Raw genomic sequence first — 22,962 nt, 5'->3', positions numbered from 1 at the left:
TCGTAGATCTCCGACTAGGAGACCAGGAGCGACGCCCGGGTGGAGTAGTCGCCCTTCCCGGTGACCGGGAGCTTGGCGAAGTCCTGGAAGCCGTTCACCGCGGATTGCAGCGCCGATCCGAACGAGGCGCTGAACGGCACATTGGGCCGCTGGTTCAGGATCATCGCCGCGGAGAACAGCCGTACCCAGGTGCTGGTCTCGCCCGAGGCGACGGTGTGCTGTTTCAGCCCGGACTGGGTGCCGGGGCCGAAGTTCCAGGATCGCGCAGCCCTTGCCGCTGCCGTTGGTGTAGCTGAACAGGGTGGCCAGGCGCATGCTCGGGTCGGTGCCCTCGGGCAGCGGAATGGCCCTGTCCAGCGTGTAGCCGGTGCCGCACACGGTCGCGGCGGCCGCGGTCGGCCCGGGGGTGGGCCTTGGCGAACGCCTTGGTCTCGGCCGAGGCCCGCGGGGACACCTTGACGTCGGTCGCCGCGGGGCGCTCGGCGGCGGAGGCCTGGGGTGCGGTCAGGGTGAGGACGGCGGGGAGTGATCGCGAAGAGCGCCGAAGCTCCGCCGAAAAGCGACTGGGGCTTCTCGGAGAACCGAGAAGCCCCAGATCGGTGGCGTAAGCCAAGGTGCGCCGCCAGGGACTCGAACCCCGGACCCGCTGATTAAGAGTCAGCTGCTCTAACCAACTGAGCTAGCGGCGCCCGCTGACGTGGGAATCCTACCCGACCCGGCAGGGTGCTCAGGTCGACGCCATTGGTATGGACATGACTATTGCCCCCTGGATACTCTCAAACTTGGTCTAGACCGCCGTGCACGGCTCGTCGAAGCACTCCCCACGTCTTCAGGAGCGAAGCATGCGCAAGAAGATCAGCGCCGCCGTCATCGGCATCGGTCTCGCGGCGATCTCCGTCCTCGCGACCGGCGGCAGCGCCTCCAGCCACGGCTACACCGACTCGCCCATCAGCCGCCAGAAGCTGTGCGCCAACGGCACGGTGACGGGCTGCGGCGACATCCAGTACGAGCCCCAGAGCGTCGAGGGCCCGAAGGGCTTCCCGTCGGGCGGTCCCGCGGACGGTTCGATCTGCGCGGGCGGCAACAGCCGGTTCTCGCAGCTCGACGACCCGCGGGGCGGCAACTGGCCCGCGACCAAGCTGACCGCCGGCCGGAGCTACACCTTCAACTGGCGGTTCACGGTCTCCCACGCGACCACGGACTTCAAGTACTACATCACCAAGAACGGCTGGAACCCCAGCCAGAAGCTGACCCGTGCGAGCCTGGAGTCCCAGCCCTTCCTGACCGTTCCGTACAACGGTCAGCGTCCGCCGTCCACGTTCTCCCACTCGGGGACGATCCCGAGCGGTAAGACCGGCAGACACGTGATCCTCGCCGTGTGGACGATCGCGGACACCTCGAACGCCTTCTATGCCTGCTCGGACGTCCAGTTCTGACGTCGCTGGTGTGGTGCCGTCCCGGGGCGGCACCACACCGTCGTCATACGAGTCACACGCGTCACACCGCGTCACACGATCAGGCGTCGAACGCGCCCGCCTTCGCGCTCCGGACGAACGCGGCGAGCACCGTCGGCACGACGGTCAGTACGGTGCCGGGGTCGTCGCTCTCCCGCAGCCGGACGTGGCCGCCGGCGGCGGTGACCTCGACACACTGTCCCTCGCCCACGGAGTACGAGGACTTGCGCCAGTGGGGGTGGCGATGCGCGGTCATTGCAGAGGTGTTCATATGTGGGGCCCTCTTTCTCATACCAGACCAGCGATGAGGGCCTTCGTCGCATCCGTGGACAGTGCGCGGTCCACGATATGGCCGAAGGCGTCGGCGAAGACGTTGACGTCGTCGACTCCTTCGACGTATGTGGGGCCGCGCAGGTTCTCCTGGGTGACGACATCCGGCATGGGCCCCGGGAAGGCCACGAGTGTGAACGCCCCCGCGTCCCCGGGGTTGGGGGCCGCGTCGATCGGCATCACCTGGAGGGTGACCGTGGGCCAGTCCGCCACGTCCAGCAGCCGCTTCAGCTGAGCTGGCATGATGCCGGGCCGACCGGTGAACCTGCGGCGCAGCGCCGCCTCGTGGATGACGGCCCACAGCCGCAGCGGGTGGTGGGAGCGGGTGAGGACGGCCTGGCGGGCCAGGCGCACCTCGGCGAGTGCGTCGACCTCGGAGGCGGTGCGGGCCACGGCGTTCGCCGCGATGGTCTCGCGCGCGTAGTCGGCAGTCTGGAGCAGACCGGGGACGACCAGTGAGGCGTAGTCGCGGACGCTCTCCGCGTCGCTCTCCAGTGAGATGTAGTCGGCGTATGCGGGGCCCACGACGCCGCGATAGGTCTGCCACCAGCCGCGTTTGCCCGCGTCCTTGGCCAGTCCCTCCAGGGCCGTGCGGGTGCCCGGGTCGGTGACGGCGTAGGCCCTGAGCAGGGTTTCGACCTCGGTGGTGCGGATCGTGGCGTTGGCGTTCTCGATCCGGGAGAGCTTCGGCGCCGTCCAGCGGCGGGCGTCGGACGACCCGTTCGCGGCCGCGTTGAGTGCGTCGGCCGCCGCGTCCAGTGTCATCCCCGCTTCGGTGCGCAGTTTCCGTAGCGTGGAGCCCAGGCGCCTGCGCCGAACGGTGGGCACTGGCTGGTAGGACATGTCGCCAGTCTGTCGTATTGCCAACTACGCCTACCAGCCAGGCATATGCCAGTCTTGTGCGAGTGGGTCGAAACATTGCGAGTGGGACGTTGCATAGGCCAGGATCGCTAGGGGACACGGCAGCGCGTCGTGCTTTGGAGGGGCCCCGGAGCATATGGCTGAGAACATCTCGCAGCGATACGAACTGCGTCTCCGTGCCCATCCGCGGATACTCGCCGACATACGCCGCGCCGTGGGGGCGCGACTGCGGCTGTGGGGGCGTGAGGAACTGATCAGCGCGGCGGGGATGTGCGTCACCGAGCTGTTGTCCAACGTCCACAAGCACGCGGCCTCTCCCGAATGCGTCCTCACCCTGGAGAACCTTCCGTACGGGATCCACGCGGCCGTCAGCGACACCGAGTCCGGGCTGCCCGTGGTCAAGGAGCCGGACTTCCTCTCCGAGAGCGGCCGGGGGATGTTCCTGCTGAGCAAGACCGCCCATGACTGGGGCACGGATCTCACCCCGACCGGCAAGACGGTCTGGTTCACCCTCCGCGCGGAAGCGGTGGAACCGTGACCAGCGGCGCCGGTAGCGTAGGGCCCCGGACGAGGGCAGGGGGTGGGCCGTGGACCCGGTGACGGCGGGCGCGCTGGTCGCGGCGGTCAACGCGGCGGTCTCGGGCGCCGGCGGCGAGGCCGGGCGGCGGGCCCTGGAGTCCTTCGGCACGCTGGTCCGCAGGGTGCTGCGGCGCGGCGAGGGCGAACCGGCCGGTGAGCCGGAGCCGGGTGGGCCGGATCCGGTGGCGATTCCGTACGACGATGGCGCCCGGCTGCGCCAGTTGGCCGATCTGCTGGTCGAACGGGCCCGTCAGGACCCGGAGTTCGGCCGTGATCTGGCGGCCTGGATGCGTGAGCACGGCGAGCCGGCCGGGGAGGCCGGGGCCGTGCACAACCGCATCGGGGGCAACGCCCGTATCACCGGCCCGGTCATCCAGGGACGGGACTTCCAGGGGCCGATCAGCTTCGGCTGATACCGATCTTCGGTGCCGAGTTGGCAGTAACCGGACACTGGCCCCCACTCCGCGTCACCGAACGGCGTCGAATCGCTGCGGTCCGTAGTACCTCCGGGTCCGGAAGGTGCACTCGCCGGTAACTTGTGGACACGTGCCCCGGCGCATCGACGGCACGACAGCATGACGCGCGCCGCCACACGCCGTTTTGACAACTCTTTACCTCACGCCCCGCGTTGACGCGGTTGCTGTGCGCGAATTAGTGTCGTCGTGGATTTCGCACAATGCTGCCCGCGCATTTCGGGGCAGGGAAATTGACGAGAATCAGGCCGGTATTCGCATAACCAGGTCACTGTCACCCGGCAGGGGAAGTCATGGTTGGTCTTGTGAGGGTGTCCGAGCCTTCTCCCATGAGCACGGAGAGCACGGAGACTCCCTCGTCAGGCGCCATCGACTATGTCGAGCACGCGCTGCTGGCCGCCCGTGATCTGATCGAGTCCACGGTCACCAGGCACCGAAGGGAGCTGGCCCAGGACTCCTGGGCGGGGACGGCTCTGGGGAAGGTGCCGCTCGCCGAGGTCGTCGACACCCTGGTCGACTGCGCCGAGCGGAGCGTCGGCGTGGTGCTCTCGGGGAACGAGGAGCAGACCCGGGCCGTCTGCGCCGCGCTCGCCCGCCCGGCCAGGGGAGCCCAGCGCGCCGTCGTCATACGGCTGTTGTGCGAGGAGCCGGTGCTGGCCTCGGGGGCCGTACGGGCGCTCGCGCGCACCGATCCGCGGTGCGAGATCCGGATCTGCGACGGCGGGCTGCCGGCACTGCCCGAGGCGCTGCTCATCGACGCCGAGGTGGTCTACCTCAGGAGGGGGCCGTCGGAGCCGGGGCGGGGCCCGGGGCAGGCGTCGCTCGTCGAGGACCCCGCCACGGTGCGGGCCCTGGAGATGATGTTCGCCGGGACCTGGGGGAACGCCGTGGCGCTCACGGACTATCCGCGGCTCGGCGGGCGGTTGTGCCCGGACTCCGTACGACGGATCCTGGAGTGTCTGCGCACCGGCCACACCGATGAGGTGGCGGCGCGCCAGATGCAGGTCTCGCTGCGTACCTACCGTCGGTACGTGGCGGAGATCATGCGCGAACTGGGGGCCAACTCCCGCTTCCAGGCGGGGGTGCGGGCGGTGGAAATGGGGCTGCTGCCCAGCCGTCACTGAACGGCGCTCGAGACCTTGACCACGTCACGAGGCGGAAAGTGCGGGAATATCGACATGATGGAGCGCGGACGCGATCCCGGACCGGAGGCCGCGCTCGCGGGGGACACCCTGGAGGGGACGCTACGGGAGGTACGGGACCTCATTGAGGCCACGGTGGTCCAGCACCGCGCCCGGCGGACCCGGGACGCGCGGTTCACCGAGGTGGGGGTGGAGGACGCCGCGTTCCTCGCCGCCGCCGAGGAGGTGATCGGCCAGGCCGGGCGGAGCGTGGACGCCGTCTTCCCCGAGTGCTCGTCCCGGATGGCGCCGGTGCAGGCCGCGCTCGGCGCGCTGCTCACGGACCTCGGCGAGCCGGTCGGGGTGCGGGTGCTGCGCGGCCGATCCGCACCTGGGTCCGGGTCCACCGGGTCCGTCTCCGGGTCCGCCGCGGGAACGGCTGCCTCCGGGTCCGTCGCCGGGGCGGCGCCCTCGGGGCCCGCTGCCGGAACGGCGCCGTCGGGGCCCGTACCGCGGCCCATCCCCGGGCCCGCGCCACCCGCCGAAGCGTCCGGCCCCGCCCCGGCCGCGCCCCCCGCCCAGGTGCGGATCGCGTCGGTGCCGCTGCCCACGGCGGTGATCGCCGACGGCCGGACCGCCCTGGTGTGCACCGAGGCCGAGGAGGGGCGGCAGACCTCGGTCATCGAGGACCCGGTGGTGGTGGCCACCCTGTACGGCATGTTCCGCTCCATCTGGGGCGGCGCCGTGCCCGCCGCCCGCCCGCTCGACTTCGGCAACCGTGCCCGCACCGAAATGGTCCGCCGGGTGCTGGCCCGGCTGCGCGACGGGGTCACCGACGAGGCCGCCGCCCGCGATCTGGCGATCTCGGTGCGTACGTACCGCCGCTATGTCACCGGGATCCTGGAGCTGCTGGAGGCCAACTCCCGTTTCCAGGCCGGGGTGCGCGCCACTGAGCTCGGCATCCTTGGAAATACGTCCACATGATAATTTCGTTTTCCCCATCGACATTGTGATCCGGAGCGTGCTGGCGATAGGTTGCCTGCGGGCGTGCCGAGATCTGGTAACAGCCGGTAATGCAAGGGGATTTGGGGATGACCGAAGGGCACGGAAGGGGCGCGACCGCCACGGCGGGCGCGGACGGCGAGTCGGCTGCGGACGAGCCGCATTCACCCCGACCGGGACATGCGCGAAAGACCGGCGACGGCGGGGGAAATGGTGAGAAGTCGCGGTCCGGGGTCGGCCGGAAAATGACCGGAGCGGCATCGGGAACGGCATCCGGAACGGCTCTCGCCGACCGGCGCGGAACGCTGTTCCGGACTGTGCTGCCGCCCCTGGTATTCGGGCTGTCGCTGCTTGTCGTCTGGGACATCGTGACCCGGACCGGCGCCGTTGCGGAGTTCTATCTTCCGGCTCCGCTGGACCTCGCGCGGCAATTCCTCGATGACGTCTTCCACGGTGATCTCGTCGACTACACCAAGGAGACGGTGTGGGAGGCGCTGGCGGGCAGCGGTATCGGCATCGGAGTGGCGCTGCCGCTCGGCTATCTGATCGCCCGCAGCGAGATCGCCGCGGCGGCCCTCCAGCCGTATGTGGCCGCCTCGCAGGCCATGCCCGCGGTGGCGCTGGCCCCCCTGCTGGCCCTGTGGATCGGGTACGGACTGCTGCCCATCGCGGTCCTCTGCGCGCTGCTGGTCTTCTTTCCCATCCTCGTCAACACCGTACTGGGGCTGCGTTCGCTGGACCCCGATGTGATGGGGGCCGCGCGGGTGGACGGGGTGGGGTGGTGGGGGATGCTCTGGTACATCGAGCTTCCGCTCGCCCTGCCCAGCGTCCTCGCGGGGGTGCGCAACGGACTCACGCTCTCCATCACCGGCGCGGTCGTCGGCGAATTCGTGATGGGCGGCGACGGACTCGGGCAGCTGCTGTCGGTGCAGCGCCAGGAGGCCGACACCATCGGACTGTTCTCCACGCTCGTCATGCTCGGCCTTCTCGCCGCCGTCTCGTACGGAGTGGTCCGCCTGGTCGAGCGGCTCGTTCAGCGCGACTGACAACTTTCACCCAAGAGGAGAAGTACGTGCGTTTCGTGCAGACGTCCATGAGGCGTGCCCAAAGACATCGGGTCACGGGCACGGCCGCCCTCGCCTCGGTGGTGGCGCTGGCCACTTTGACCTCATGCGCCGAGGAGCCGAAGAACGCGGGGGCCAAGGGCGGCGCAAGCATCACCGTGGGGCTGACCTACACCCCCAACATCCAGTTCTCGCCCTTCTATGTGGCCGCGGAAAAGGGCTACTACAAGGACGCCGGACTCAATGTGACACTGCGCCACCACGGCGCGGCCGAGGATCTTTTCGGGGCCCTCACATCGGGCAAGGAAGATGTGATCTACGCGGGCGGTGACGAGATGCTTCAGGCGCGCGCCAAGAATGTGCCCGTCGTGGACATCGCCACCTTTTACCAGAAATACCCGGTGGGGCTGATCGTGCCCAAGGAATCCGACATCCGGACCCCCGCCGACCTCAAGGGCCGGAAGATCGGCACCCCCGGCGCCTTCGGCGAGACCTATTTCGGTTTGCTGGCGCTCCTGAAGGAGGGCGGCCTTTCCACCAAGGACGCCAAGGTACAGAACATCGGCTTCACCCAGCAGGCGGCCCTCACCGGAAACAAGGTCGAGGGGGTGATGGGCTATCTGAACAATGACGCCGTCTCGTTCAAGGAGGCGGGCAAGGCCGTCCGGTCGATAACCCTCAACTCGGGCTCGGCGGGGGATCAGCTGGTCGGCGTGGGTCTCGGCGCCAAGAAGAAGACGCTCGACAAGCGCGGCGACGACATCAAGAAGTTCGTCGACGCGTCTTTGCGCGGATTGCGCTATGCGATCGACCACCAGGACGAGGCCATCAAGCTCAGCGAGAAGTACGTACCGGGGCTGCGCGGCGAGAAGCAGCGGAACAACGCCCGCGCGGTGCTCAAGGCCACGGCGCCGCTGATGAAGAACGACCAGGGCGAGCTGGGCGCGATCGACCCGCAGACCTGGACCCGGATGGCCGACTTCATGTACGACCAGGGGCTCCTGGAGAAGAGCGTCACGCCTGAGGACGCCTACGACACGTCGTATCTGCCCAAGTCGTAGCGGTGCTGGACGGCGGTCAGACCGTCGTCCGGCTGTGCAGCGCGGCGGCCACCGTGAAGGCGGCCGCCGCGCCCAGCGCGAGGGCCAGCCAGCTGCCCGTGGCCGAGGCGTTGGCCACGACGAACAGCCCGATCGGCGGGCCGGAGGCGGTGCCCAGGTTCCAGGCCAGCGACGCCAGGGCGCTCGCCCGGCCCACCGCCTCCTCGCCCGACCAGCGCAGCAGCAGCGGATAGAAGGCGGAGGAGTACATCAGCTCGCCCGCCGCGAAGATCACCGCGAAGGCGAGCAGGAGTCCGTACCGCACGGCGGCCGGGGCCGTCTCCCCGGCCAGCGCCGCGCCCAGACCGCAGCCGAACGCCCCGGTCCACAGCACCGGTCCGGCGGCCAGGCTCACGGTCTCCGGCAGCCGTTCCAGCCGACGGCGCAGCAGCGGCTGAAGGGCGATCAGGGCGAAGGAGTTGGCCGCCACGACGGCGCTGACCCAGCCCAGCGTGACCGCCATACGGTCGTGCATCAGCAGCGGTACGGTCGCCTCGATCTGGGTGAAGCCGACGATCGCGAAGAGCGCCTGGGCCAGGATCAGCAGCGCCATCGGTCGGGCCCGCAGCAGGGTCCGATAGGTCGGCCCGGCCCCGGGCTTCTCCCCTCCCCGCCCCTTCCCGGCAGTATCGATATGCGGCTCCGCCGCGTGGGGGGCTTCGCCCCTGGACCCCGGGGCCTGGGGCGAAGCCCCAGTTTCGGGAAGGGGCGGGGAGGGGGAAGCATCCGCCGGACACCCAGCAGTGGGCTCGGGCCGGGTCCCCCGCTCGGCCCGCTTCTCCGGGCCGGGCCGGACCCGGGGCCGTACGCCCAGGATCACCGCGATCAGCGGCAGCGCCGCCAGCCCGTTGGCCAGGTACAGCCAGCGCAGCGCCCCCACCGGCGTGGCCGCGCCGTGCAGTGCCAGCCCGGCCGCGACCGAACCCAGGCCGATCCCGGCGTTGTTGACGATGTGCCGGATGGCGAAGGCCGAGCGGCGGCCGCTCTCGGGGACGGCGGTGTCCACGATGCCCACGATCGAGGCGTAGAAGAGCCCGAAGCCCGCCCCCACGCACACCCCCGAGGCCAGCACCAGCGCCACCGAACCGGCGGGTGCCAGCAGGGCGTACCCGACCGCGAGCGCCGCTCCGCCCAGCGCGCCCACCCGGTGCGGGCTGCCCCGGTCGGCCAGTGGCCCGCCGGCCAGGGCGGCGGCGAAGCTGGCCGCGGCCATCGCGATGAAGTAGCCGCCCGCCGCCCGGCCGCCGAGCCCCAGCAACTGGCTGATGTAGATCGAGGTGAACGGGAAGCACAGCCCGTTGCCCAGGCTGGAGAGCAGCAGCGCGCCCATGAGCAGGCCGAAGCGGCGCCCCAGGGGCGTACGGGGCGCCGTGGCGCGTATGGCCGTCACGAGGTGAGCGCGGCGCGCACCTTGAGCAGCTCCTCGACCCTGCGCAGGTCGTACGGGGCCGGGAGGGAGAGCACCACATGGACCGCCCCGGCCTCGGCGAACCCCTCGACCAGCGGCAGCTGATCGGGGTTGACCATGACCGTACGGGCCACCTCGCCCGGGTCCCGGCCGACCCGTTCGCACCACGCGTCCAGCACGCCGCTCAGCTCGCGGAAGTCGGCGACCGGGTCCTCGGAGGCCCAGCCGTACCAGTTCCACCAGTCGGCCTCGCGGGCCACAAGCTCCAGGGTGCGCCGCCGCCCGGCGCCGCCGATCAGCAGCGGAAGCGGGCCCGCCGGGCCGGGGTTGAGCTTGGCCAGCCGTTCCTTGACGGCGGTGACGGACGCGGCGAAGGCGTCCATGCGCCCGGCCGGTCCGGGGAAGGGCAGCCCGTACTCGGTGTGCTCGGCCTCGAACCAGCCCGCGCCCAGGCCCAGCACCAGCCGCCCGCCGCTGAGCTGGTCGACGGTGCGGGCCATGTCCGCCAGCAGATGCGGATTGCGGAACGCGGTGCAGCTCACCAGCGGCCCGATGGTGGCCCGCCGGGTCTCGACCGCCATGGCGGACAGCAGCGACCAGCATTCGTAGTGGCGCCCGGCGGGGTCGCCGGTGTGCGGCAGGAAGTGGTCCCAGGTCCACAGCGAGTCGACCCCGATGGCGTCGGCCTCCCGCCACGCGGTGCGCAGCTCGGCGATTCCGGTGTGCTGGGGGTGGAGTTGGACGCCTACGCGCAGGGACACGGAGGGGAATCCTTTCTCTTGGCGATTCTCTCGGCGGTTCGGGTCATGGCTACGGCGTGACGACCACGCGGTAGACGGGCGTCTCCGCGGCCTGCTTGAGCGCCTTCTCCACCTCGTCCAGCGAGTAGCGCGCCGTGACCAGCGTCTCCAGCCGTCCGGACAGCCGCCCGCCGCGCAGCAGTTCGGCGGCGGCCCGCCAGTCGTCCGGCTCATGGCTGAAGGAGCCGGTGACGGTCAGCTGGCGGCGGTGCACCTCATAGCCGGGGAGCTCGGCGGGCGGGCCGCCGGGGCCGCCGCCGTAGAGGACGATGGTGCCGCCGTCGGCGACCGCGGCGAGCGCCGAGGCGATGGCCTCCTTGGACGCGATGGTCACGAAGACCACGTCCGCCGGGGGCAGTTGTCCGATGTCCTCGGGCGTGACGGCCGCGTCGGCGCCCGCCGCCGCGATGGCGGCCAGCCGCTGCTCGTCCCGTTCGACCACCGCGACGCCACGGGCCTGGAGATGCGCGGCGACGGCGAGGTGGAGATGGCCCATGTAGCCGGCGCCGATGACGGTGACCCGGTCCCCGGCGCGGAAGCCGCCGCGGCGCAGCGAGTGGACCACGCAGGCCAGCGGCTCGCCCATGGCGGCCACGGCGGGGTCGGCGTCGCCGACCGACCACACCCGGGAGGCGGGCAGGGCGATGTACTCGGCGAGCCCCGCGCCCATGGTGATCGCGCCGTCCTCCCGCTTGTGCCCCTGGAGCGCGACGCAGATGGCGGTCTGGCCGCGCCGGCAGCTGCGGCAGGCGCCGCAGCGCGGCAGTCCGTCGAGGGCGACGAGGGAGCCGACGGCGGGCATGTCCTCCAGCGCGGCGGCCTTGGCGCCGATCCGCTCGACCCAGCCGGATATCTCATGTCCGGCGGCGGCGGGGTAGACCGTCATCCGCCCCGCGTAGAGATTGGCCTCCATGGTGCAGATGCCGCAGGCCGCGATGCGTACCAGCACCTCGGAGTCACCGATGTCGGGGACGGGTATCTCTCTGGTCTCCACCTGGCCCGCCGCCGTGATGACAGCTGTACGCATATGAACTGCCTTCCCCGTTACGGATGTTGTGCCGGGAGGCTATTGCGGGGCGACGGGGGTGGCAAGGAAGAACGATCACATGCTGGATCGCGCTCCGGAAGATGTCCTGCGGAAGCCCCACCAGATGATCAGGGCTCCGGCCGCGGCGGCGGCCGCGCCGACGACGGAGGCCACGTGCATGGCGTGGACGAACCCCTCGTCGGCGATGTCCGAGAGCCTGGGCAGCCGCATCTTCGCGCCGAGCAGCCGGGTGGCCTCGGGCGACTCCGCGGCGCCGTCGGCGGCACGGGAGGGCAGTCCGCTCAGGCGCGGGGTGACCCGGTCGCGGTAGACGCTGACCAGGACCGAGCCGAGGACCGCCACCCCGAGGACGCCGCCGATCTGCCGCAGCGAGTTGTTGACGGCGGAGCCCGCGCCGGTCCGGTCGGCGGGGAGGATCGCCATGATGGCCTCGGTGGTGGGGGCGACGGCGGCGCCCATGCCCAGGCCCTGGAGGATGAGGAAGACCCAGAACAGCGGCAGTCCGCTGTGTTCGTCGAGGAACACGTAGGCGACGAAGCCGGTGGTGGCGATCAGCATGGCCGCGGTGACGACCGGGCGCACCCCGTAGGCCCGTACCAGCTTGGCCGAGAGCGGGGCGCCCAGCAGCACGCCGAGGGCGACGGGGGCGATGGAGAGACCGCACTCCAGCGGGGTCTGGCCGTGGACGCCCTGGAGATAGAAGCTGGTGTAGTACATCGAGCCGTTGAGCCCGAAGAACGTGAGCATGACGGCGACGCTGGCGCCGGTGAAGCGGATGTCGCGGAAGAGCCGTACGTCGAAGCTGGGGTTGGCGACGCGCAGTTCGACGAGGACGAAGACCATGACCAGCAGCACGCCCCCGGCCAGCGAGCCCACGATGGCCGGGTCGGTCCAGTCGTTGCGGTGGCCGCCCTCGATGACGCCCCAGACGATGGCGAAGAGCCCGGCGGTGGAGAGCACCACGCCCAGCGGGTCGAACTTCTGCCGCACCCGGGTGACCACACCGGGCAGGAACACGAACGATCCGGCCACGCACAGCAGCACGATCGGCACGTTCACCAGGAAGACCGAACCCCACCAGAAGTGGTCGAGCAGCGCTCCGCTGAGCATCGGCCCGGTGGCGATCGCGATTCCACTGGAACCCGACCAGATGGCGATGGCGGTGGCCCGGTGCCGCTCGTCGAAGACCTGGGCGATCAGGGCGAGGGTCGCGGGCATGATCAGGGCGCTGCCGATGCCCATCGCGCCGCGCGCCACGATCAGTTCGGTGGCCGAGCCGGAGTAGGCGGCCCAGGCGGAGGCCGCGCCGAAGACCACCATGCCGGTCAGCAGTAAGCGGCGGTGGCCGTAGCGGTCGGCGAGCACTCCGCCGGTGAACAGCAGCACCGCGAAGACCAGGGTGTAGGAGCTGATGCTCCACTGGAGCTGATTGGGGCTGGCGCCGAGCCCCTCTGAGGGGTCGGCCAGGGTCTTGAGGGCCACGTTCAGCACGGTGTTGTCCAGCCACACCGCGAGTTGGGACAGGACGAGCACCGAAAGGGCGAGCCATTGGCGACCGGTGGGGGAGTGTGAAGGACCGGCCTGGGTGGCATCGGTGGTCGCGGTGTTCTGTGCAGCCATGGGGGCGGCGCCTTTCGGGACCCAAGGCATGGTGGGGGGTCCGCGTCGTATGGCAAGGGATGGCGTGCTGGCTCTAGAGGAAGTTACCAATCCGCCGAGCGGAGGCGCAGCCCCTTGCCGACACGGGGAGGTGTGGTGGCCGGAACGCGAGGGTATTTCCCGGCGGGAAGTGTCCCATAAGGAGCGATCTTCCTTGCCGTGTGCCAGGGGGCTCGTTACTGTTCCCGGAAAGGGAACGGGGGTGTCCTTTGAGCCATTTCGGAATTCAACCAAATGGGCGAGTGCCTATTGATGGATTTGACGGGGAGGTGGGCACGGGGGCCGCGGTTCGAACGGAGCCGGACATGGGGTCGGACAACCTGGAGGAGACTCTGGGCCAGGCGTTACGCCTCCTGGAGTCCGCCGTACACCACCACCGTCGCTCCGCGCTGGCCTCGGCGTCCGCCGAACTGCCGGTGGCCGGGGAGGCCGTGGCCGGGTGGGTGGCGCGGCTGGTGCTGCGCGCCGAGCGGGATGTGATCTGGAGTCTGCCGGAGGTCATGGGCGAGGACCACGCCCGGCTCGTCGGACAGACGCTCGCCCAGCTGGCGGGCAAGGGGGTCAGGACCCGGATGCTGTGCCCGCCGGCGGTCATCCGGGGCGTGGCGTGGCAGCGCTCGGTGGGCACCGTGGCGCGCCTGGAGGTGCGCGTCTTCGAAGGGGTGCGGCAGGAGTTGGTGGTCGTGGACGGCGCGGCGGTCATCGCGCCCGACGCCTCGCCGGGCGAGCCCGGCGGCTCCCGCGCCTCGATGATCCAGAACTCGACCGTGGCCGATATGCTGCACCAACTGCTGTGCGGCATGTGGGACACGGCCCAGCGCCCGATGCGGCCGCTGTCGTTCGAGGGCGGTGCGCGCGGCCGGGTGCTGCGCGAGGTGCTGACGCTGATGGCGGAGGGCTACAAGGACGACGCCGCGGCGCGCAAACTGGGCCTTTCGGTGCGTACGTACCGTCGCTATGTGGCCGACATCATGCGGGACCTCCAGGTCGAATCGCGGTTCCAGGCCGGAGTGCGCGCCGTGCGCGCCGGGCTGATGGGGTCCGACCCCGAGTAGGGGTGGGCCATCGCACCGGGACGGCGGCCGGGTTGTTGGCGGTTTGAGCGACATTGACACGCTTCTGTCCGTCGGCGACCTGGCAGCTTCCTGTCGATTCCATCTTCTGACCGTGGGGTAACCGGCTGCCATGTGCAGCTTTATGACACGCCGACTAGTCGAACGCTGGTGTTCATCGGGTGCGTGACAGCTAGTGGACTCTGGGGTTGTCCCCTCCCGAACCGGCGCCTAGCGTCAGCGGAAGCTTCGTCGCTTTGCCCATGCCCGAAAATGGAGGTGCGCGGTAATGACCGCCATCGTCGAAGAGCGTCGTGAAACCATCAAGGAAATCGTTACCGATATTCTTGAGATCGACCCCGACGAGGTCACCGAGACCAGTCTCTTCAAAGAAGAGCATGACGCGGATTCACTGCGTGCCATTGAAATACTCGCGGCATTGGAGAAATCCTTCAACATTGTCATAGACCAGTCCGAACTCAGCCGGATGGTAAACCTCCGGGGCGTCTATGAGGTTGTCTCCGACGCGGCGGGCTGGTGACCGCCGGATCCTGGCGGACTCCTCGGAAGGCAGGGCGAAATGCGTGGTGAGCCGGGTCGTAGGGTCGTTGTCACCGGCCTCGGGGCGGTGTCCGGCATCGGCATCGGCGCGGCGGAATTCCTCGCCGGACTGCGCGCCGGGAAGAGCGCGGCGGGGCCCATCACCGCGTTCGACACGGAGGGCTTCGACCGATCTACGGCGTGTGAGGTCAAGGATTTCGAGCCGGACCGCTGGATTCGAAATCTCGATGTGCGGACGCTGGGCCGGGCGAGCCGGTTCTCGGTCGCGGCGGCCCGTATGGCGGTGGCCGACGCCGGATTTCCCGAGCCGGAGAGCGCGCTGCGCGACATCCCCTGTCTGATCTCCGTCGGCACGACCGACGGCGAGTCCAGGGACCTGGACCATCTGGTCGAGGAGGAAGTGGACCTGGGGCCCGAGCGGATGGACCCGACGGTCGCCCGGCGGGTGCCCGCGGGGCGGCTGTCGAGCGCGATCGCCCAGGAGTTCGGCCTCACCCGCGCCGAGGCGGTCACCCTCCCCACCGCGTGCGCCGCCGGGAACTACGCGGTCGGCTACGGCTACGACGCCATCCGCGGCGGGGACGTGGACATGGCGCTGTGCGGCGGCGCCGACGCGCTCTGCCGCAAGACCTTCACCGGCTTCTACCGCCTGGGCACCATCGCCCCCGAGCGCTGTCAGCCCTTCGACAAGGACCGCAAGGGCATCCTGACCGGCGAGGGCGCCGGCATCCTGGTGCTGGAGAGCCTGGAGTCGGCGCTGGCCCGCGGCGCCCGTATCTACGCCGAGGTGCTCGGCTACGGACTCAACTGCGACGCGGACCACCCCGTGGCCCCCAACCAGGACAGCGTGGTCCGCTGTATGCGCCTCGCCCTGGAGAACGCCCGCGTCAAGCCGGACGAGGTCGACTTCATCTCGGCGCACGGCACCGGCACCAAGGCCAACGACATCACCGAGGCCCGCGCCATCCGCCAGGTCTTCGGGGACGCCGCCCCGCCGCGCACGGTCTCCATCAAGTCGATGATCGGCCATTCCATGGGCGCCGCCGGGGCCTTGGCCTCGATCGCCTGCTCCCTCGCGCTCACCGAGGGCTTCATCCCGCCGACCATCAACCATGAGCACACCGACCCCGAGTGCGGTCTGGACTGTGTGCCCAACCAGGCCGTGGCGGCGGACCTGAAGGTGGTCCAGAACAACGGGCTCGCGTTCGGCGGCAACAACGCCGTCGTCATCTTCGGCAAGGCCCGAGCGGACTGGTCATGAGCCAGCTGGTGACGGGCGCGGGCGCGGTGGCGAGCGTGGGCGAGGGCGTCGACGAGGTCTTCCGGGCCCTGTGCGCGGGCACCAGCGGACTCGGCGAACTGCGCGGCTTCGACCGGGAGCGGTACCGGACCCGCCACGCCTACGAGATCGACGACCGCCCCGCGCCCGGCACCGACCTCCCGGGCCGCGCCACCGACTGGCTGCTGCGCGCGGTCGGCGAGGCCGCGGCCCAGGCGGGGCTCGGCGAGGACCTGAGCGAGGTGCCGGTCCTCGTCGGCACCGGGCTGCGGGAGCTGCGTTCGGCCGAGCTCGCCTGGCGCGACGGCACCCCCTTCGACATCGGCCGGCTGCACTTCGGCACCGCGCTGCGGACGCGTTTCGGCGCGGTGCGCACCCACACCTTCTCCGGGGCCTGCTCGGCCTCCCTCTACGCGCTCGCACTCGCCGCCGACCTGCTGACCACGGGGGCCGAGGACACCGTCGTGGTGGCCGGTGTCGACACCCTCACCGAGTCGATGTACGGGCTGCTGGACCGCGTCAACAGCGAACCCCCCGACCGCGTCCGGCCGTTCGACCGGGACCGCCGCGGCGTGCTGATGGGCGACGGCGCGGCCGCCGTGGTGCTGCGCCGGGAGGAGCCCGGCGCGGAGACCCGCGCGCTCGGCCGGGTGCGCGCCGTCAGCATGAACTGCGACGCGAACCATGTGACCGCCCCCGACCCGCAGGGCATCGCGCGGGCGGTGCACGAGGCGCAGTGGCGGGCGAACGTCAAACCCGGCGACATCGACCTGGTGCTGCTGCACGGGACCGGTACCCAGCTGAACGACGCCGCCGAGGCGAGCGCCATCGCCGAGGTCTTCGGCCGCGAGGTCGGCGGGCCCCTGATGACCGCCATAAAGTGCATGACCGGCCACACCTCGGGCGGCTCGGGGCTGCTCAGCCTCATCGTCGCGCTGGAGTCCCTGGCCTCCGGCCGGGTGCCGCCCACCCTGGGCCTGGCCGAACCGCTCCCCGAGGCCGAGGCGTTCCGCTTCGTCCGGGAGCAGGCGCGGGAGGACGGGGATCTGCGGGTCGCGCAGATCGACGCGTTCGGCTTCGGCGGGGTCAACGCGGTCGCCATCGTCGAGAGGGCCGGCCGATGACGCATGGCCGCGGCGAAGTCGTCGTCACCGGCGTCGGCCTGGCCGTCCCCGGCGTCGCCACCCCCGAGGCGCTGCTGCGCCGTACCGCCTGCCCCGTCGCCGGGCCCGCCCCCGAACCGTTCGACACCGCCGCCCGGATCGGCCGCCGGGGCCACCGCTACAAGGACCGGGCCACCCGGCTGGCGCTGTGCGCCGCGCTGGAGGCGCTGCGGAACGCGGACCTGATCCCCTCCGATGGCGAGGAGGTGACCGTGCCCGGCGACACCGTCGGCGTGGTCGCCAGCTCCAACCTGGGCAACCTCGACACCGCCTGTCTCACCGCCGCCGCCATCGCCGAGCGGTCGGCCGTGGACCTCAGCCCCATGAGCCTGCCGAACGCCTCCAGCAATGTGATCGCCTCCTGGGTGGCCATCCGCCACGGGCTGCGCGGCCCCAATCTGATGCTGTGCAACGGGGCGACCTCCGGCCTGGACGCCGTGCACTGGGGCGCCACTCTGGTCGCGGCGGGCCGGGTACGGCGCGCGGTGGTGATCGGCGTGGAGACGCACAACGCCGTCGTGGAGGATCTGCTCGGCCGGTCCGCCGGTGAACTGCTGGACGGCGCGGCAGCCGTCGTCGTCGAGGGCGCGCGCTGGGCCGAGGCCCGGGGGGCACGAGCCGTCGCCGCCCTCGGGCCGTACGAACGGCGGTCCGGGCTCGGCGGCTGCGTCGAGGCCCTGCTGCCCGACGGCGGCGCCCCTGGCGTCTGGTTCACCCCCGAGCGTTACGCCGAGGGGCCCGCCGGGGCCGTACCGGTGCCGGGGGCGGTGCCGCGCTACGACGTCACCGGTGCGGTGGGCCGGGCCTCCGGGGCCCTCGGGGTGCTCCAGTGCGCGGCGGCCGTCGGCTGGCTGGCCCGCGCCGGGGCCGGGGCCGACGCCGGGGCCGGGGCCGGAGCTGGAGTTGGAGCCGGTCCGGAAGCGGGAGCCGGGAGCGTCATCGAGGCCGCCGGTCCCGGGGCCGCGCCGGACCCGGTGCCCGCGTCCCGTCAGGCGCTGATCACCAGCGGGGACGACACCGCGGACGCCGTGGCCGGACTGCTGCTGCGCCCCGCGCCCGACCGGTGCCCCCCGCACCCCGCACGTGCCCCCCTTATCTCCATGGAGTGTTCCCGATGACCGCCGTCGTCCCGCCGATGTCGACCAAAACCCTGCTGACGGACGTCACCACCGTCCGGCTGCGCCCGCGCTACGAGGGGTCGAACATCTGCACCTGGATCGGCTTCAAACACGTCAACTACCTCGTCGAGGAAGCCGTACTGGTGCACTTCGCGGACTCCGGGGCGCCCGCCCGGCGGCTGTACGAGGAGCACGGTCTCGGGCTGGACGTCGTCGCCCTGGAGACCCGCATCCTGCACGCCTTCCACATGGACGACGTGGCCGAGGCCGAGGTGGTGCCGGACACCGAGGACGACGACCGCACCCTCGGCTTCCGGGTGACCCTCCGCGTGGAGCGCGACGGCTCGGTCCTCAAGGCCGTGGCCGCCAAGGTGCGGGTCTCGCTGCGCGCCGACACCTATCTGCCGGAGCTGGACGGACCCCCCGCCGAATTCGCGCCGTTCGTGGTGGACCGGCTGGGGGCCGAGGCGCGCGCGGGCGAACTCGCGCCGATCCGGGTGCGGATGCCGGACGGGGACGAGGCCGCCGTCCTGGCGTCCCTGACCTCGGGCCGCAACGCCTACGCCTGGAAGTGGAACATCCCCTACCCCTACTGCCACTTCACCGAGCGGCTCCAGATGTCCGGCTATCTGCGGCTGTTGGAGGAGGCCAAGGACCGCTTCGTCCTCGACCGCGGCATCTCCATCAAGACCCTGCTGGACGAACGCAAATGGATACCGGTCGTCCCCCAGTCGTCGGTGCGCGTCCTCGACGAGGCGGTGATGGAGGAGGACCTCTACACCGTCTACACGGTCGAGGAGATCTTCAAGGACCTCACCTACACCGCCCGGATGGACTGCTTCGTGGTCCGCGACGGCGCGCTCACCCTCACCGCCACCGGCCGGATCACCCACGGCTACGCGCTGATCGACAACCGCAGCGACTGGCGGCTGGTCCCCTTCGACCGGCGGGTGCTGGACGCGCTCGGCGGAGAACAGAGCGGCACCTGATGGACGACGTACTGGTCACCGGCCTCGGCGCGCTGTCCCCGCTGGGCGCGGGCACGGACGCCTTCTGGCGCGGGATGCACAAGGCGGACACCGCGCCGACGCGGGTCCCCGATCCGCTCGCCCACATGGACCATCCACTGATGTACCTGGTGCCGGAGGCCGACATTCCGGACGGCCCCGAGGAGCAGGACGGGCTGCCGCTGGGGCGCGGCTCGCGGTTCGCGCTCGCGGCGGCGCGCGAGGCGGTCGCGGACGCGGGGCTGGCCGTGGTGCCGGGGCTGGAGGGCACAGGCAGCGGGCTCGATCCGCGCCGGGTGGCCGTCGCCCTCAGCACCGGTATGGGCGACACGGATCTGCACGAGGGCTGGTGGACCGGCGAGGCCCCCGCGTCCGGCCGCTGGGCGCCTCCCTTCCCGCTGGCCTCGGTGGTTGGCGGGTGGTTCGGCGCCGAAGGCGTCAACACCTGCGTCAGCAACGCGTGCGCCGCCAGCGGTTACGCGCTTTCGGTGGGGGCCGATCTGATCCGTTCCGGCGAGGCCGACGTGGTCATCGCGGGCGGCGCCGAGGCGTACTCCCGCGTCGCCCTCGCCTGCTTCAACCGGCTGGGCGCCATCGACCCCGAGCGCTGCCGCCCGTTCGCCGTCGAACGGCGGGGGACCGTCTTCGGCGAGGGTGCCGCCGTGCTCGTCCTGGAGTCCGCCACGCACGCCCGCGCGCGCGGCGCGCGCACCGTCTACGGCCGTCTGGCGGGCGCCGGCTGGAGCTGCGACGCCTACCACGCGACCGCCCCCGAGCCCTCCGGCGAGCAGATCGAGCGCGCGATGCGCGAGGCGCTCCGGGAGGCGGGGGCCGAATCCGGATCTGGGGCCGGACCCGAATCCGAATCTGGGGCCGGGTCCGAATCCGGCTCCGGCGGGCTGGGGTTCGTGATCCCGCACGGCACCGGCACCGAGCTCAACGACGTGGTGGAGAGCCGGGTACTGGACGCGCTGACCCCCCGTACGCCCCTCTACAGCGTCAAGGCGCTCATCGGGCACACCGGCGGCGCGGCGGGCGCGTTCGCCGCGCTGGCCGCCAGCTTGGTGCTGCACCACGGGACGCTGCCGCCGAACGTGCCGGTCGGCGAGCAGGACCCGGAGTGCGCGGTGCGGCTGCCGTCCGGCTCGGCGCCCATGACCGGGGCGTACGGGCTGGTCAACGCCTACGCGTTCGGGGGCAACAACATCTCGCTCGTCTTCGGGGAGGCCGCCGCGTGAGCGACGAACCGGCCACCGGCCTCGTGGTGACGGGCATCGGCACCGTGGGCGCGGACGGCTTCGACTTCCGTACGGCGCTCGGCCGACACGGCTACAAGTACCTGCCCGCCGCCTCCCAGTACTTCCTCGCCGCGGCCAAGCGCGCGCTGGCCCAGGCGGGGCCGGAGGCCCTGGCGGCGGTCGGGCCCGAGGAGCGGGGCGCCGCGGTGGGCACCAACAGCGCGGCCGTCGCCCTGCACCACACGATGGACCGTACGGTCACCGCCACCGGGGCGGGCGATCTGTCCCCGGTCACCGCGCCCTACTTCTCCATCAACCTCTTCGGCAGCCGCCTGGCCACCGAACACGACCTCAAGGGCTTCAACCTCACCTTCACCAGCCCCCGGGTCGCGGGCCTGGAGGCGATCCAGACCGGTCAGCGCGCCCTCGCCACCGGCCGGGCCCGGCGGCTGCTGGCCGGGGCCACCGAGGAGGCGCTGCCCGAGGTCGAACCGGGGGCGGACACCTCGGAGGCCGGGGCCGTCGCGCTGGTGCTGGAGCCCGAACCGGCCGCCCGCGGCCGGGGGGTGGCGGCGCTGGGCCGGGTGGGCGTCCGCTCGTTCTTCCTGCCGCCGAGGGTGGCCGCCTCCGCCGAGGGGGCCGAGCGGGCCGCGGCGCTGCTGCGGTACGCGCTGGACGCCCTCGGCCACCGGCCGGACCGGCCCCTGGCCGTCACCGCCGTCCTCGACGGCTCCCCGGTCGGCGCGGCCATGGCGGCGGCGCTGGACGAGAAGGCGCTGGGCGGGCGGGCCCTGGCGGGGAGGCCCGAGCGGGTCCCGGCGGGCGCGGGCGCCCTGGAGCCGGTGGCGCGCGTGGCCGCCGCCCTCGGCGCGCCGGAGGGCCACCCCCACGCCGTGGTCACGGCGGCGGCCGAGGGGAACGTCGCCGTCTGCCTGGTGACCCCGGGCGCCCAGCTGGAGGCGGTTTCAGGTACCGACGCGAGCGCCCAGCTGAACGCGCCCGCCGGAGCCGACGCGAGCGCCATAGCGGACGCGCCCGCCGGAGCCGAGACGCCCGCCGGAGCCGACGCCAGCGCCGGAAGCGAGCAGCCCATGAGCGGACGACGGAGGGCGAGCGACCGATGATCACCCGACTCGAAGGTTCCTGGTGCCTGGTCCTGGGCGCCTCCAGCGGTATGGGCCTGGCCATCGCCCATGAACTGGCCCGCGAGGGCGTCCACATCCTCGGCGTCCACTTCGACACCACCGACGGCCAGGAGAAGGCCGCCGCCGCCCGGGAGAAGATGCGCGGCCACGGCGTCGAGGCCCACTTCTTCAACGCCAACGCCGCCTCCGCCCGCACCCGAGAGGAGCTGCTGCCCCGGTTCGAGGAGCTGACCGGCGGCACCGGCATCCGGATCGTGGTGCACTCCCTCGCCTTCGGCACCCTGCTGCCGTACGTCGGCGCCGAGGGCGAGGACAGCCTGACCGCCCGCCAGATGAACATGACGCTCGATGTGATGGCGCATTCGCTCGTCTACTGGACCCAGGACCTGTTCACCGCGGGGCTGCTGCGCCAGGGCGCCAAGGTGTACGCGATGACCAGCGCCGGGGGCGTCAGGGTGATGCCCCACTACGGCGCGGTCTCCGCCGCCAAGGCCGCCCTGGAGTCGCATGTGCGCCAGCTCGCCCTGGAGCTCGCCCCTTCCGGCATCGCCGTCAACGCGCTGCGTGCCGGGGTCACCCCGACCCCGTCCATGGAGCGCATCCCCGGCAGCGACCGGCTCGCCGCGTACGCCCGGGACCTCAATCCGCACCGGCGGCTGACCCGGCCCGAGGACGTCGCCGAGGCGGTCTCGCTGCTCTCGCGCACCGACTCCTCCTGGATCACCGGCAATGTGATCGGCGTGGACGGCGGTGAGCTGCTGACATGACGGCCCATCTGCTGATCGAGAGCGGCGGGCCGCAGACCGGACCCGCCTGCGAGCGGTTCCTCGGCGATGCCGCGCGGCTGGCCAGGGACGGCCACCAGGTGGTGCTGTTCCTCGTGGAGAACGGCGTGACCGCCGCCGTCCCCGGCACCGCACCGGGCATCGAGACGTTCCTGAGCGACGGCGGCGAACTGTGGGTGGACACCTTCTCCGCCGCCCAGCGCGCCCTGCCCGCCGCCGATCTGACGCCCCGGGCGCGGCTGGTGGAGATGGACGACGTGGCCGCCAAGCTGCTGGAGCCGCGGCTCAGGGCGGTGTGGCACTGATGCCCAGGCCCGTCCCCCGTACCGATGTGCTGCTCAACCTCTTCGGCGCGCCCCACCAGACCGACCTGGTCACCTCGGCGCTGCGACTGGCGGCCGCGCTGCTCGCCCGGGGCGCCCGGGTGCAGATCTGGACCTGCGGCGACGCCACCCGGCTGACCGGCGCGGCCCTCGGTGACACCAAACCGCGCGACTACACCGACCTGGGGCGCGAGCACCCCTCCACCGCCCGCGTCGTCCGCGAGCTGATCGAGGACCACCCCGACCGGCTGTACTGGTACGTGTGCCGCTTCTGCGCCGGGGAGCGCGGCGCCGCGGACCAGATCCCGCAGGTCCGCACGCGGGCGCCGTTCGTCTTCGCCGAGCATGTGAACGCGGCGGACAAGAGCCTGCTCATGGGGGTGTGCTGAGCC

25 protein-coding genes and 1 tRNA gene are annotated in these 22,962 nt (G+C 71.6%); 18 read left to right on the top strand and 8 right to left on the bottom strand.

The window, feature by feature from the left end; translation table 11 throughout:
• Positions 1-14: 14 nt before the first annotated feature.
• Entirely contained in the window at positions 15-164 is a 150-nt protein-coding gene (locus ACJX2R_RS21475; protein WP_413101458.1) for a peptidoglycan-binding domain-containing protein, read from the bottom strand.
• Between the two features lie 451 nt (positions 165-615).
• Positions 616-689 (bottom strand) — tRNA-Lys (locus ACJX2R_RS21470).
• A gap of 153 nt (positions 690-842) precedes the next feature.
• Between ACJX2R_RS21470 and ACJX2R_RS21465 the strand changes: the two genes are divergently transcribed.
• The gene (locus tag ACJX2R_RS21465) at positions 843-1,436 is read left to right on the top strand and encodes a lytic polysaccharide monooxygenase (RefSeq protein WP_413101457.1); all 594 of its coding nucleotides are present in this window, start codon (positions 843-845) and stop codon (positions 1,434-1,436) included.
• A gap of 79 nt (positions 1,437-1,515) precedes the next feature.
• On the opposite strand, the gene ACJX2R_RS21460 is transcribed toward ACJX2R_RS21465, so the two are convergent.
• Both ACJX2R_RS21460 and ACJX2R_RS21455 read right to left on the bottom strand, forming a co-directional pair.
• Complete coding sequence (locus tag ACJX2R_RS21460; protein WP_262699797.1) at positions 1,516-1,725, bottom strand: DUF397 domain-containing protein; 210 nt, start codon at positions 1,723-1,725, stop codon at positions 1,516-1,518.
• A 17-nt stretch (positions 1,726-1,742) separates the two neighbouring features.
• On the bottom strand, positions 1,743-2,627 hold the full coding sequence (locus ACJX2R_RS21455; RefSeq protein WP_413101456.1) for a DUF5753 domain-containing protein: 885 nt from the start codon (positions 2,625-2,627) through the stop codon (positions 1,743-1,745).
• Positions 2,628-2,781: 154 nt separating this feature from the next.
• On the opposite strand from ACJX2R_RS21455, the gene ACJX2R_RS21450 reads away from it, so the two are divergent.
• The 6 genes from ACJX2R_RS21450 to ACJX2R_RS21425 all read left to right on the top strand — a co-directional run bounded on the left by ACJX2R_RS21450 (position 2,782) and on the right by ACJX2R_RS21425 (position 7,945).
• Positions 2,782-3,183: an ATP-binding protein gene (locus ACJX2R_RS21450; RefSeq protein ID WP_138915455.1), complete on the top strand. Its 402-nt coding sequence runs from the start codon at positions 2,782-2,784 to the stop codon at positions 3,181-3,183.
• A gap of 49 nt (positions 3,184-3,232) precedes the next feature.
• Positions 3,233-3,637 carry a hypothetical protein gene (locus tag ACJX2R_RS21445; protein ID WP_262699795.1) on the top strand — a complete coding sequence of 135 codons (405 nt, stop codon included), beginning with the start codon at positions 3,233-3,235 and terminating at the stop codon, positions 3,635-3,637.
• A 389-nt stretch (positions 3,638-4,026) separates the two neighbouring features.
• Positions 4,027-4,821, top strand: a complete 795-nt coding sequence (locus ACJX2R_RS21440; protein WP_413101455.1) for a response regulator transcription factor — start codon at positions 4,027-4,029, stop codon at positions 4,819-4,821.
• Between the two features lie 54 nt (positions 4,822-4,875).
• Positions 4,876-5,802, top strand: a complete 927-nt coding sequence (locus tag ACJX2R_RS21435) for a helix-turn-helix transcriptional regulator (RefSeq protein WP_413101454.1) — start codon at positions 4,876-4,878, stop codon at positions 5,800-5,802.
• A gap of 500 nt (positions 5,803-6,302) precedes the next feature.
• A complete protein-coding gene (locus ACJX2R_RS21430; protein WP_240813168.1) occupies positions 6,303-6,866 on the top strand; it encodes an ABC transporter permease in 564 nt (187 codons plus the stop codon).
• Positions 6,867-6,892: 26 nt separating this feature from the next.
• Entirely contained in the window at positions 6,893-7,945 is a 1,053-nt protein-coding gene (locus ACJX2R_RS21425) for an ABC transporter substrate-binding protein (protein ID WP_413101453.1), read from the top strand.
• 16 nt (positions 7,946-7,961) lie between these two features.
• On the opposite strand, the gene ACJX2R_RS21420 is transcribed toward ACJX2R_RS21425, so the two are convergent.
• From ACJX2R_RS21420 to ACJX2R_RS21405, 4 genes are all read right to left on the bottom strand, one after another.
• Entirely contained in the window at positions 7,962-9,374 is a 1,413-nt protein-coding gene (locus ACJX2R_RS21420; RefSeq protein ID WP_413101452.1) for an MFS transporter, read from the bottom strand.
• On the bottom strand, positions 9,371-10,153 hold the full coding sequence (locus ACJX2R_RS21415) for an LLM class F420-dependent oxidoreductase (RefSeq protein ID WP_413101451.1): 783 nt from the start codon (positions 10,151-10,153) through the stop codon (positions 9,371-9,373). The genes ACJX2R_RS21420 and ACJX2R_RS21415 overlap by 4 nt, the downstream gene beginning before the upstream one ends.
• A gap of 49 nt (positions 10,154-10,202) precedes the next feature.
• Entirely contained in the window at positions 10,203-11,219 is a 1,017-nt protein-coding gene (locus tag ACJX2R_RS21410; RefSeq protein ID WP_262699789.1) for a zinc-dependent alcohol dehydrogenase, read from the bottom strand.
• Positions 11,220-11,294: 75 nt separating this feature from the next.
• Positions 11,295-12,860 carry an MFS transporter gene (locus ACJX2R_RS21405; protein ID WP_413101450.1) on the bottom strand — a complete coding sequence of 522 codons (1,566 nt, stop codon included), beginning with the start codon at positions 12,858-12,860 and terminating at the stop codon, positions 11,295-11,297.
• 344 nt (positions 12,861-13,204) lie between these two features.
• Between ACJX2R_RS21405 and ACJX2R_RS21400 the strand changes: the two genes are divergently transcribed.
• The 11 genes from ACJX2R_RS21400 to ACJX2R_RS21350 all read left to right on the top strand — a co-directional run bounded on the left by ACJX2R_RS21400 (position 13,205) and on the right by ACJX2R_RS21350 (position 22,959).
• On the top strand, positions 13,205-13,954 hold the full coding sequence (locus ACJX2R_RS21400) for a LuxR C-terminal-related transcriptional regulator (RefSeq protein WP_413101449.1): 750 nt from the start codon (positions 13,205-13,207) through the stop codon (positions 13,952-13,954).
• Positions 13,955-14,240: 286 nt separating this feature from the next.
• The gene (locus ACJX2R_RS21395) at positions 14,241-14,492 is read left to right on the top strand and encodes an acyl carrier protein (protein ID WP_413101448.1); all 252 of its coding nucleotides are present in this window, start codon (positions 14,241-14,243) and stop codon (positions 14,490-14,492) included.
• A 39-nt stretch (positions 14,493-14,531) separates the two neighbouring features.
• Complete coding sequence (locus ACJX2R_RS21390) at positions 14,532-15,773, top strand: beta-ketoacyl-[acyl-carrier-protein] synthase family protein (protein ID WP_413101447.1); 1,242 nt, start codon at positions 14,532-14,534, stop codon at positions 15,771-15,773.
• Entirely contained in the window at positions 15,770-16,915 is a 1,146-nt protein-coding gene (locus ACJX2R_RS21385) for a beta-ketoacyl-[acyl-carrier-protein] synthase family protein (protein WP_413101446.1), read from the top strand. Before ACJX2R_RS21390 ends, ACJX2R_RS21385 begins: the two co-directional genes overlap by 4 nt.
• Positions 16,912-18,072 (top strand): beta-ketoacyl synthase N-terminal-like domain-containing protein, encoded by a 1,161-nt coding sequence (locus ACJX2R_RS21380; RefSeq protein WP_413101445.1) that lies wholly within the window; start codon positions 16,912-16,914, stop codon positions 18,070-18,072. The genes ACJX2R_RS21385 and ACJX2R_RS21380 overlap by 4 nt, the downstream gene beginning before the upstream one ends.
• The gene (locus ACJX2R_RS21375) at positions 18,069-19,061 is read left to right on the top strand and encodes a hypothetical protein (protein ID WP_413101444.1); all 993 of its coding nucleotides are present in this window, start codon (positions 18,069-18,071) and stop codon (positions 19,059-19,061) included. Before ACJX2R_RS21380 ends, ACJX2R_RS21375 begins: the two co-directional genes overlap by 4 nt.
• Positions 19,061-20,317: a beta-ketoacyl synthase N-terminal-like domain-containing protein gene (locus ACJX2R_RS21370; protein WP_413101443.1), complete on the top strand. Its 1,257-nt coding sequence runs from the start codon at positions 19,061-19,063 to the stop codon at positions 20,315-20,317. Before ACJX2R_RS21375 ends, ACJX2R_RS21370 begins: the two co-directional genes overlap by 1 nt.
• A complete protein-coding gene (locus ACJX2R_RS21365) occupies positions 20,314-21,441 on the top strand; it encodes a beta-ketoacyl synthase N-terminal-like domain-containing protein (RefSeq protein WP_413101442.1) in 1,128 nt (375 codons plus the stop codon). The genes ACJX2R_RS21370 and ACJX2R_RS21365 overlap by 4 nt, the downstream gene beginning before the upstream one ends.
• Positions 21,438-22,229, top strand: a complete 792-nt coding sequence (locus ACJX2R_RS21360) for an SDR family oxidoreductase (RefSeq protein WP_413101441.1) — start codon at positions 21,438-21,440, stop codon at positions 22,227-22,229. The genes ACJX2R_RS21365 and ACJX2R_RS21360 overlap by 4 nt, the downstream gene beginning before the upstream one ends.
• The gene (locus ACJX2R_RS21355) at positions 22,226-22,552 is read left to right on the top strand and encodes a DsrE family protein (RefSeq protein WP_262699779.1); all 327 of its coding nucleotides are present in this window, start codon (positions 22,226-22,228) and stop codon (positions 22,550-22,552) included. The genes ACJX2R_RS21360 and ACJX2R_RS21355 overlap by 4 nt, the downstream gene beginning before the upstream one ends.
• A complete protein-coding gene (locus ACJX2R_RS21350) occupies positions 22,552-22,959 on the top strand; it encodes a hypothetical protein (RefSeq protein WP_413101440.1) in 408 nt (135 codons plus the stop codon). The genes ACJX2R_RS21355 and ACJX2R_RS21350 overlap by 1 nt, the downstream gene beginning before the upstream one ends.
• Positions 22,960-22,962: the final 3 nt, after the last annotated feature.

Source organism: Streptomyces sp. Inha503 (assembly GCF_047215865.1).
Lineage (GTDB): Bacteria > Actinomycetota > Actinomycetes > Streptomycetales > Streptomycetaceae > Streptomyces > Streptomyces lycopersici.
This window is presented reverse-complemented; position numbering and strand designations above follow the sequence as displayed.

Excerpts from the sequence above, each read along its gene's own strand:
- ACJX2R_RS21475 (WP_413101458.1), bottom strand. The coding sequence starts at position 164 with ATGATCCTGAACCAGCGGCCCAATGTGCCGTTCAGCGCCTCGTTCGGA.
- ACJX2R_RS21465 (WP_413101457.1), top strand. The coding sequence starts at position 843 with ATGCGCAAGAAGATCAGCGCCGCCGTCATCGGCATCGGTCTCGCGGCG.
- ACJX2R_RS21460 (WP_262699797.1), bottom strand. The coding sequence starts at position 1,725 with ATGAACACCTCTGCAATGACCGCGCATCGCCACCCCCACTGGCGCAAG.
- ACJX2R_RS21455 (WP_413101456.1), bottom strand. The coding sequence starts at position 2,627 with ATGTCCTACCAGCCAGTGCCCACCGTTCGGCGCAGGCGCCTGGGCTCC.
- ACJX2R_RS21450 (WP_138915455.1), top strand. The coding sequence starts at position 2,782 with ATGGCTGAGAACATCTCGCAGCGATACGAACTGCGTCTCCGTGCCCAT.
- ACJX2R_RS21440 (WP_413101455.1), top strand. The coding sequence starts at position 4,027 with ATGAGCACGGAGAGCACGGAGACTCCCTCGTCAGGCGCCATCGACTAT.
- ACJX2R_RS21435 (WP_413101454.1), top strand. The coding sequence starts at position 4,876 with ATGATGGAGCGCGGACGCGATCCCGGACCGGAGGCCGCGCTCGCGGGG.
- ACJX2R_RS21410 (WP_262699789.1), bottom strand. The coding sequence starts at position 11,219 with ATGCGTACAGCTGTCATCACGGCGGCGGGCCAGGTGGAGACCAGAGAG.
- ACJX2R_RS21405 (WP_413101450.1), bottom strand. The coding sequence starts at position 12,860 with ATGGCTGCACAGAACACCGCGACCACCGATGCCACCCAGGCCGGTCCT.
- ACJX2R_RS21400 (WP_413101449.1), top strand. The coding sequence starts at position 13,205 with ATGGGGTCGGACAACCTGGAGGAGACTCTGGGCCAGGCGTTACGCCTC.
- ACJX2R_RS21395 (WP_413101448.1), top strand. The coding sequence starts at position 14,241 with ATGACCGCCATCGTCGAAGAGCGTCGTGAAACCATCAAGGAAATCGTT.
- ACJX2R_RS21390 (WP_413101447.1), top strand. The coding sequence starts at position 14,532 with ATGCGTGGTGAGCCGGGTCGTAGGGTCGTTGTCACCGGCCTCGGGGCG.
- ACJX2R_RS21385 (WP_413101446.1), top strand. The coding sequence starts at position 15,770 with ATGAGCCAGCTGGTGACGGGCGCGGGCGCGGTGGCGAGCGTGGGCGAG.
- ACJX2R_RS21380 (WP_413101445.1), top strand. The coding sequence starts at position 16,912 with ATGACGCATGGCCGCGGCGAAGTCGTCGTCACCGGCGTCGGCCTGGCC.
- ACJX2R_RS21375 (WP_413101444.1), top strand. The coding sequence starts at position 18,069 with ATGACCGCCGTCGTCCCGCCGATGTCGACCAAAACCCTGCTGACGGAC.
- ACJX2R_RS21370 (WP_413101443.1), top strand. The coding sequence starts at position 19,061 with ATGGACGACGTACTGGTCACCGGCCTCGGCGCGCTGTCCCCGCTGGGC.
- ACJX2R_RS21360 (WP_413101441.1), top strand. The coding sequence starts at position 21,438 with ATGATCACCCGACTCGAAGGTTCCTGGTGCCTGGTCCTGGGCGCCTCC.
- ACJX2R_RS21355 (WP_262699779.1), top strand. The coding sequence starts at position 22,226 with ATGACGGCCCATCTGCTGATCGAGAGCGGCGGGCCGCAGACCGGACCC.
- ACJX2R_RS21350 (WP_413101440.1), top strand. The coding sequence starts at position 22,552 with ATGCCCAGGCCCGTCCCCCGTACCGATGTGCTGCTCAACCTCTTCGGC.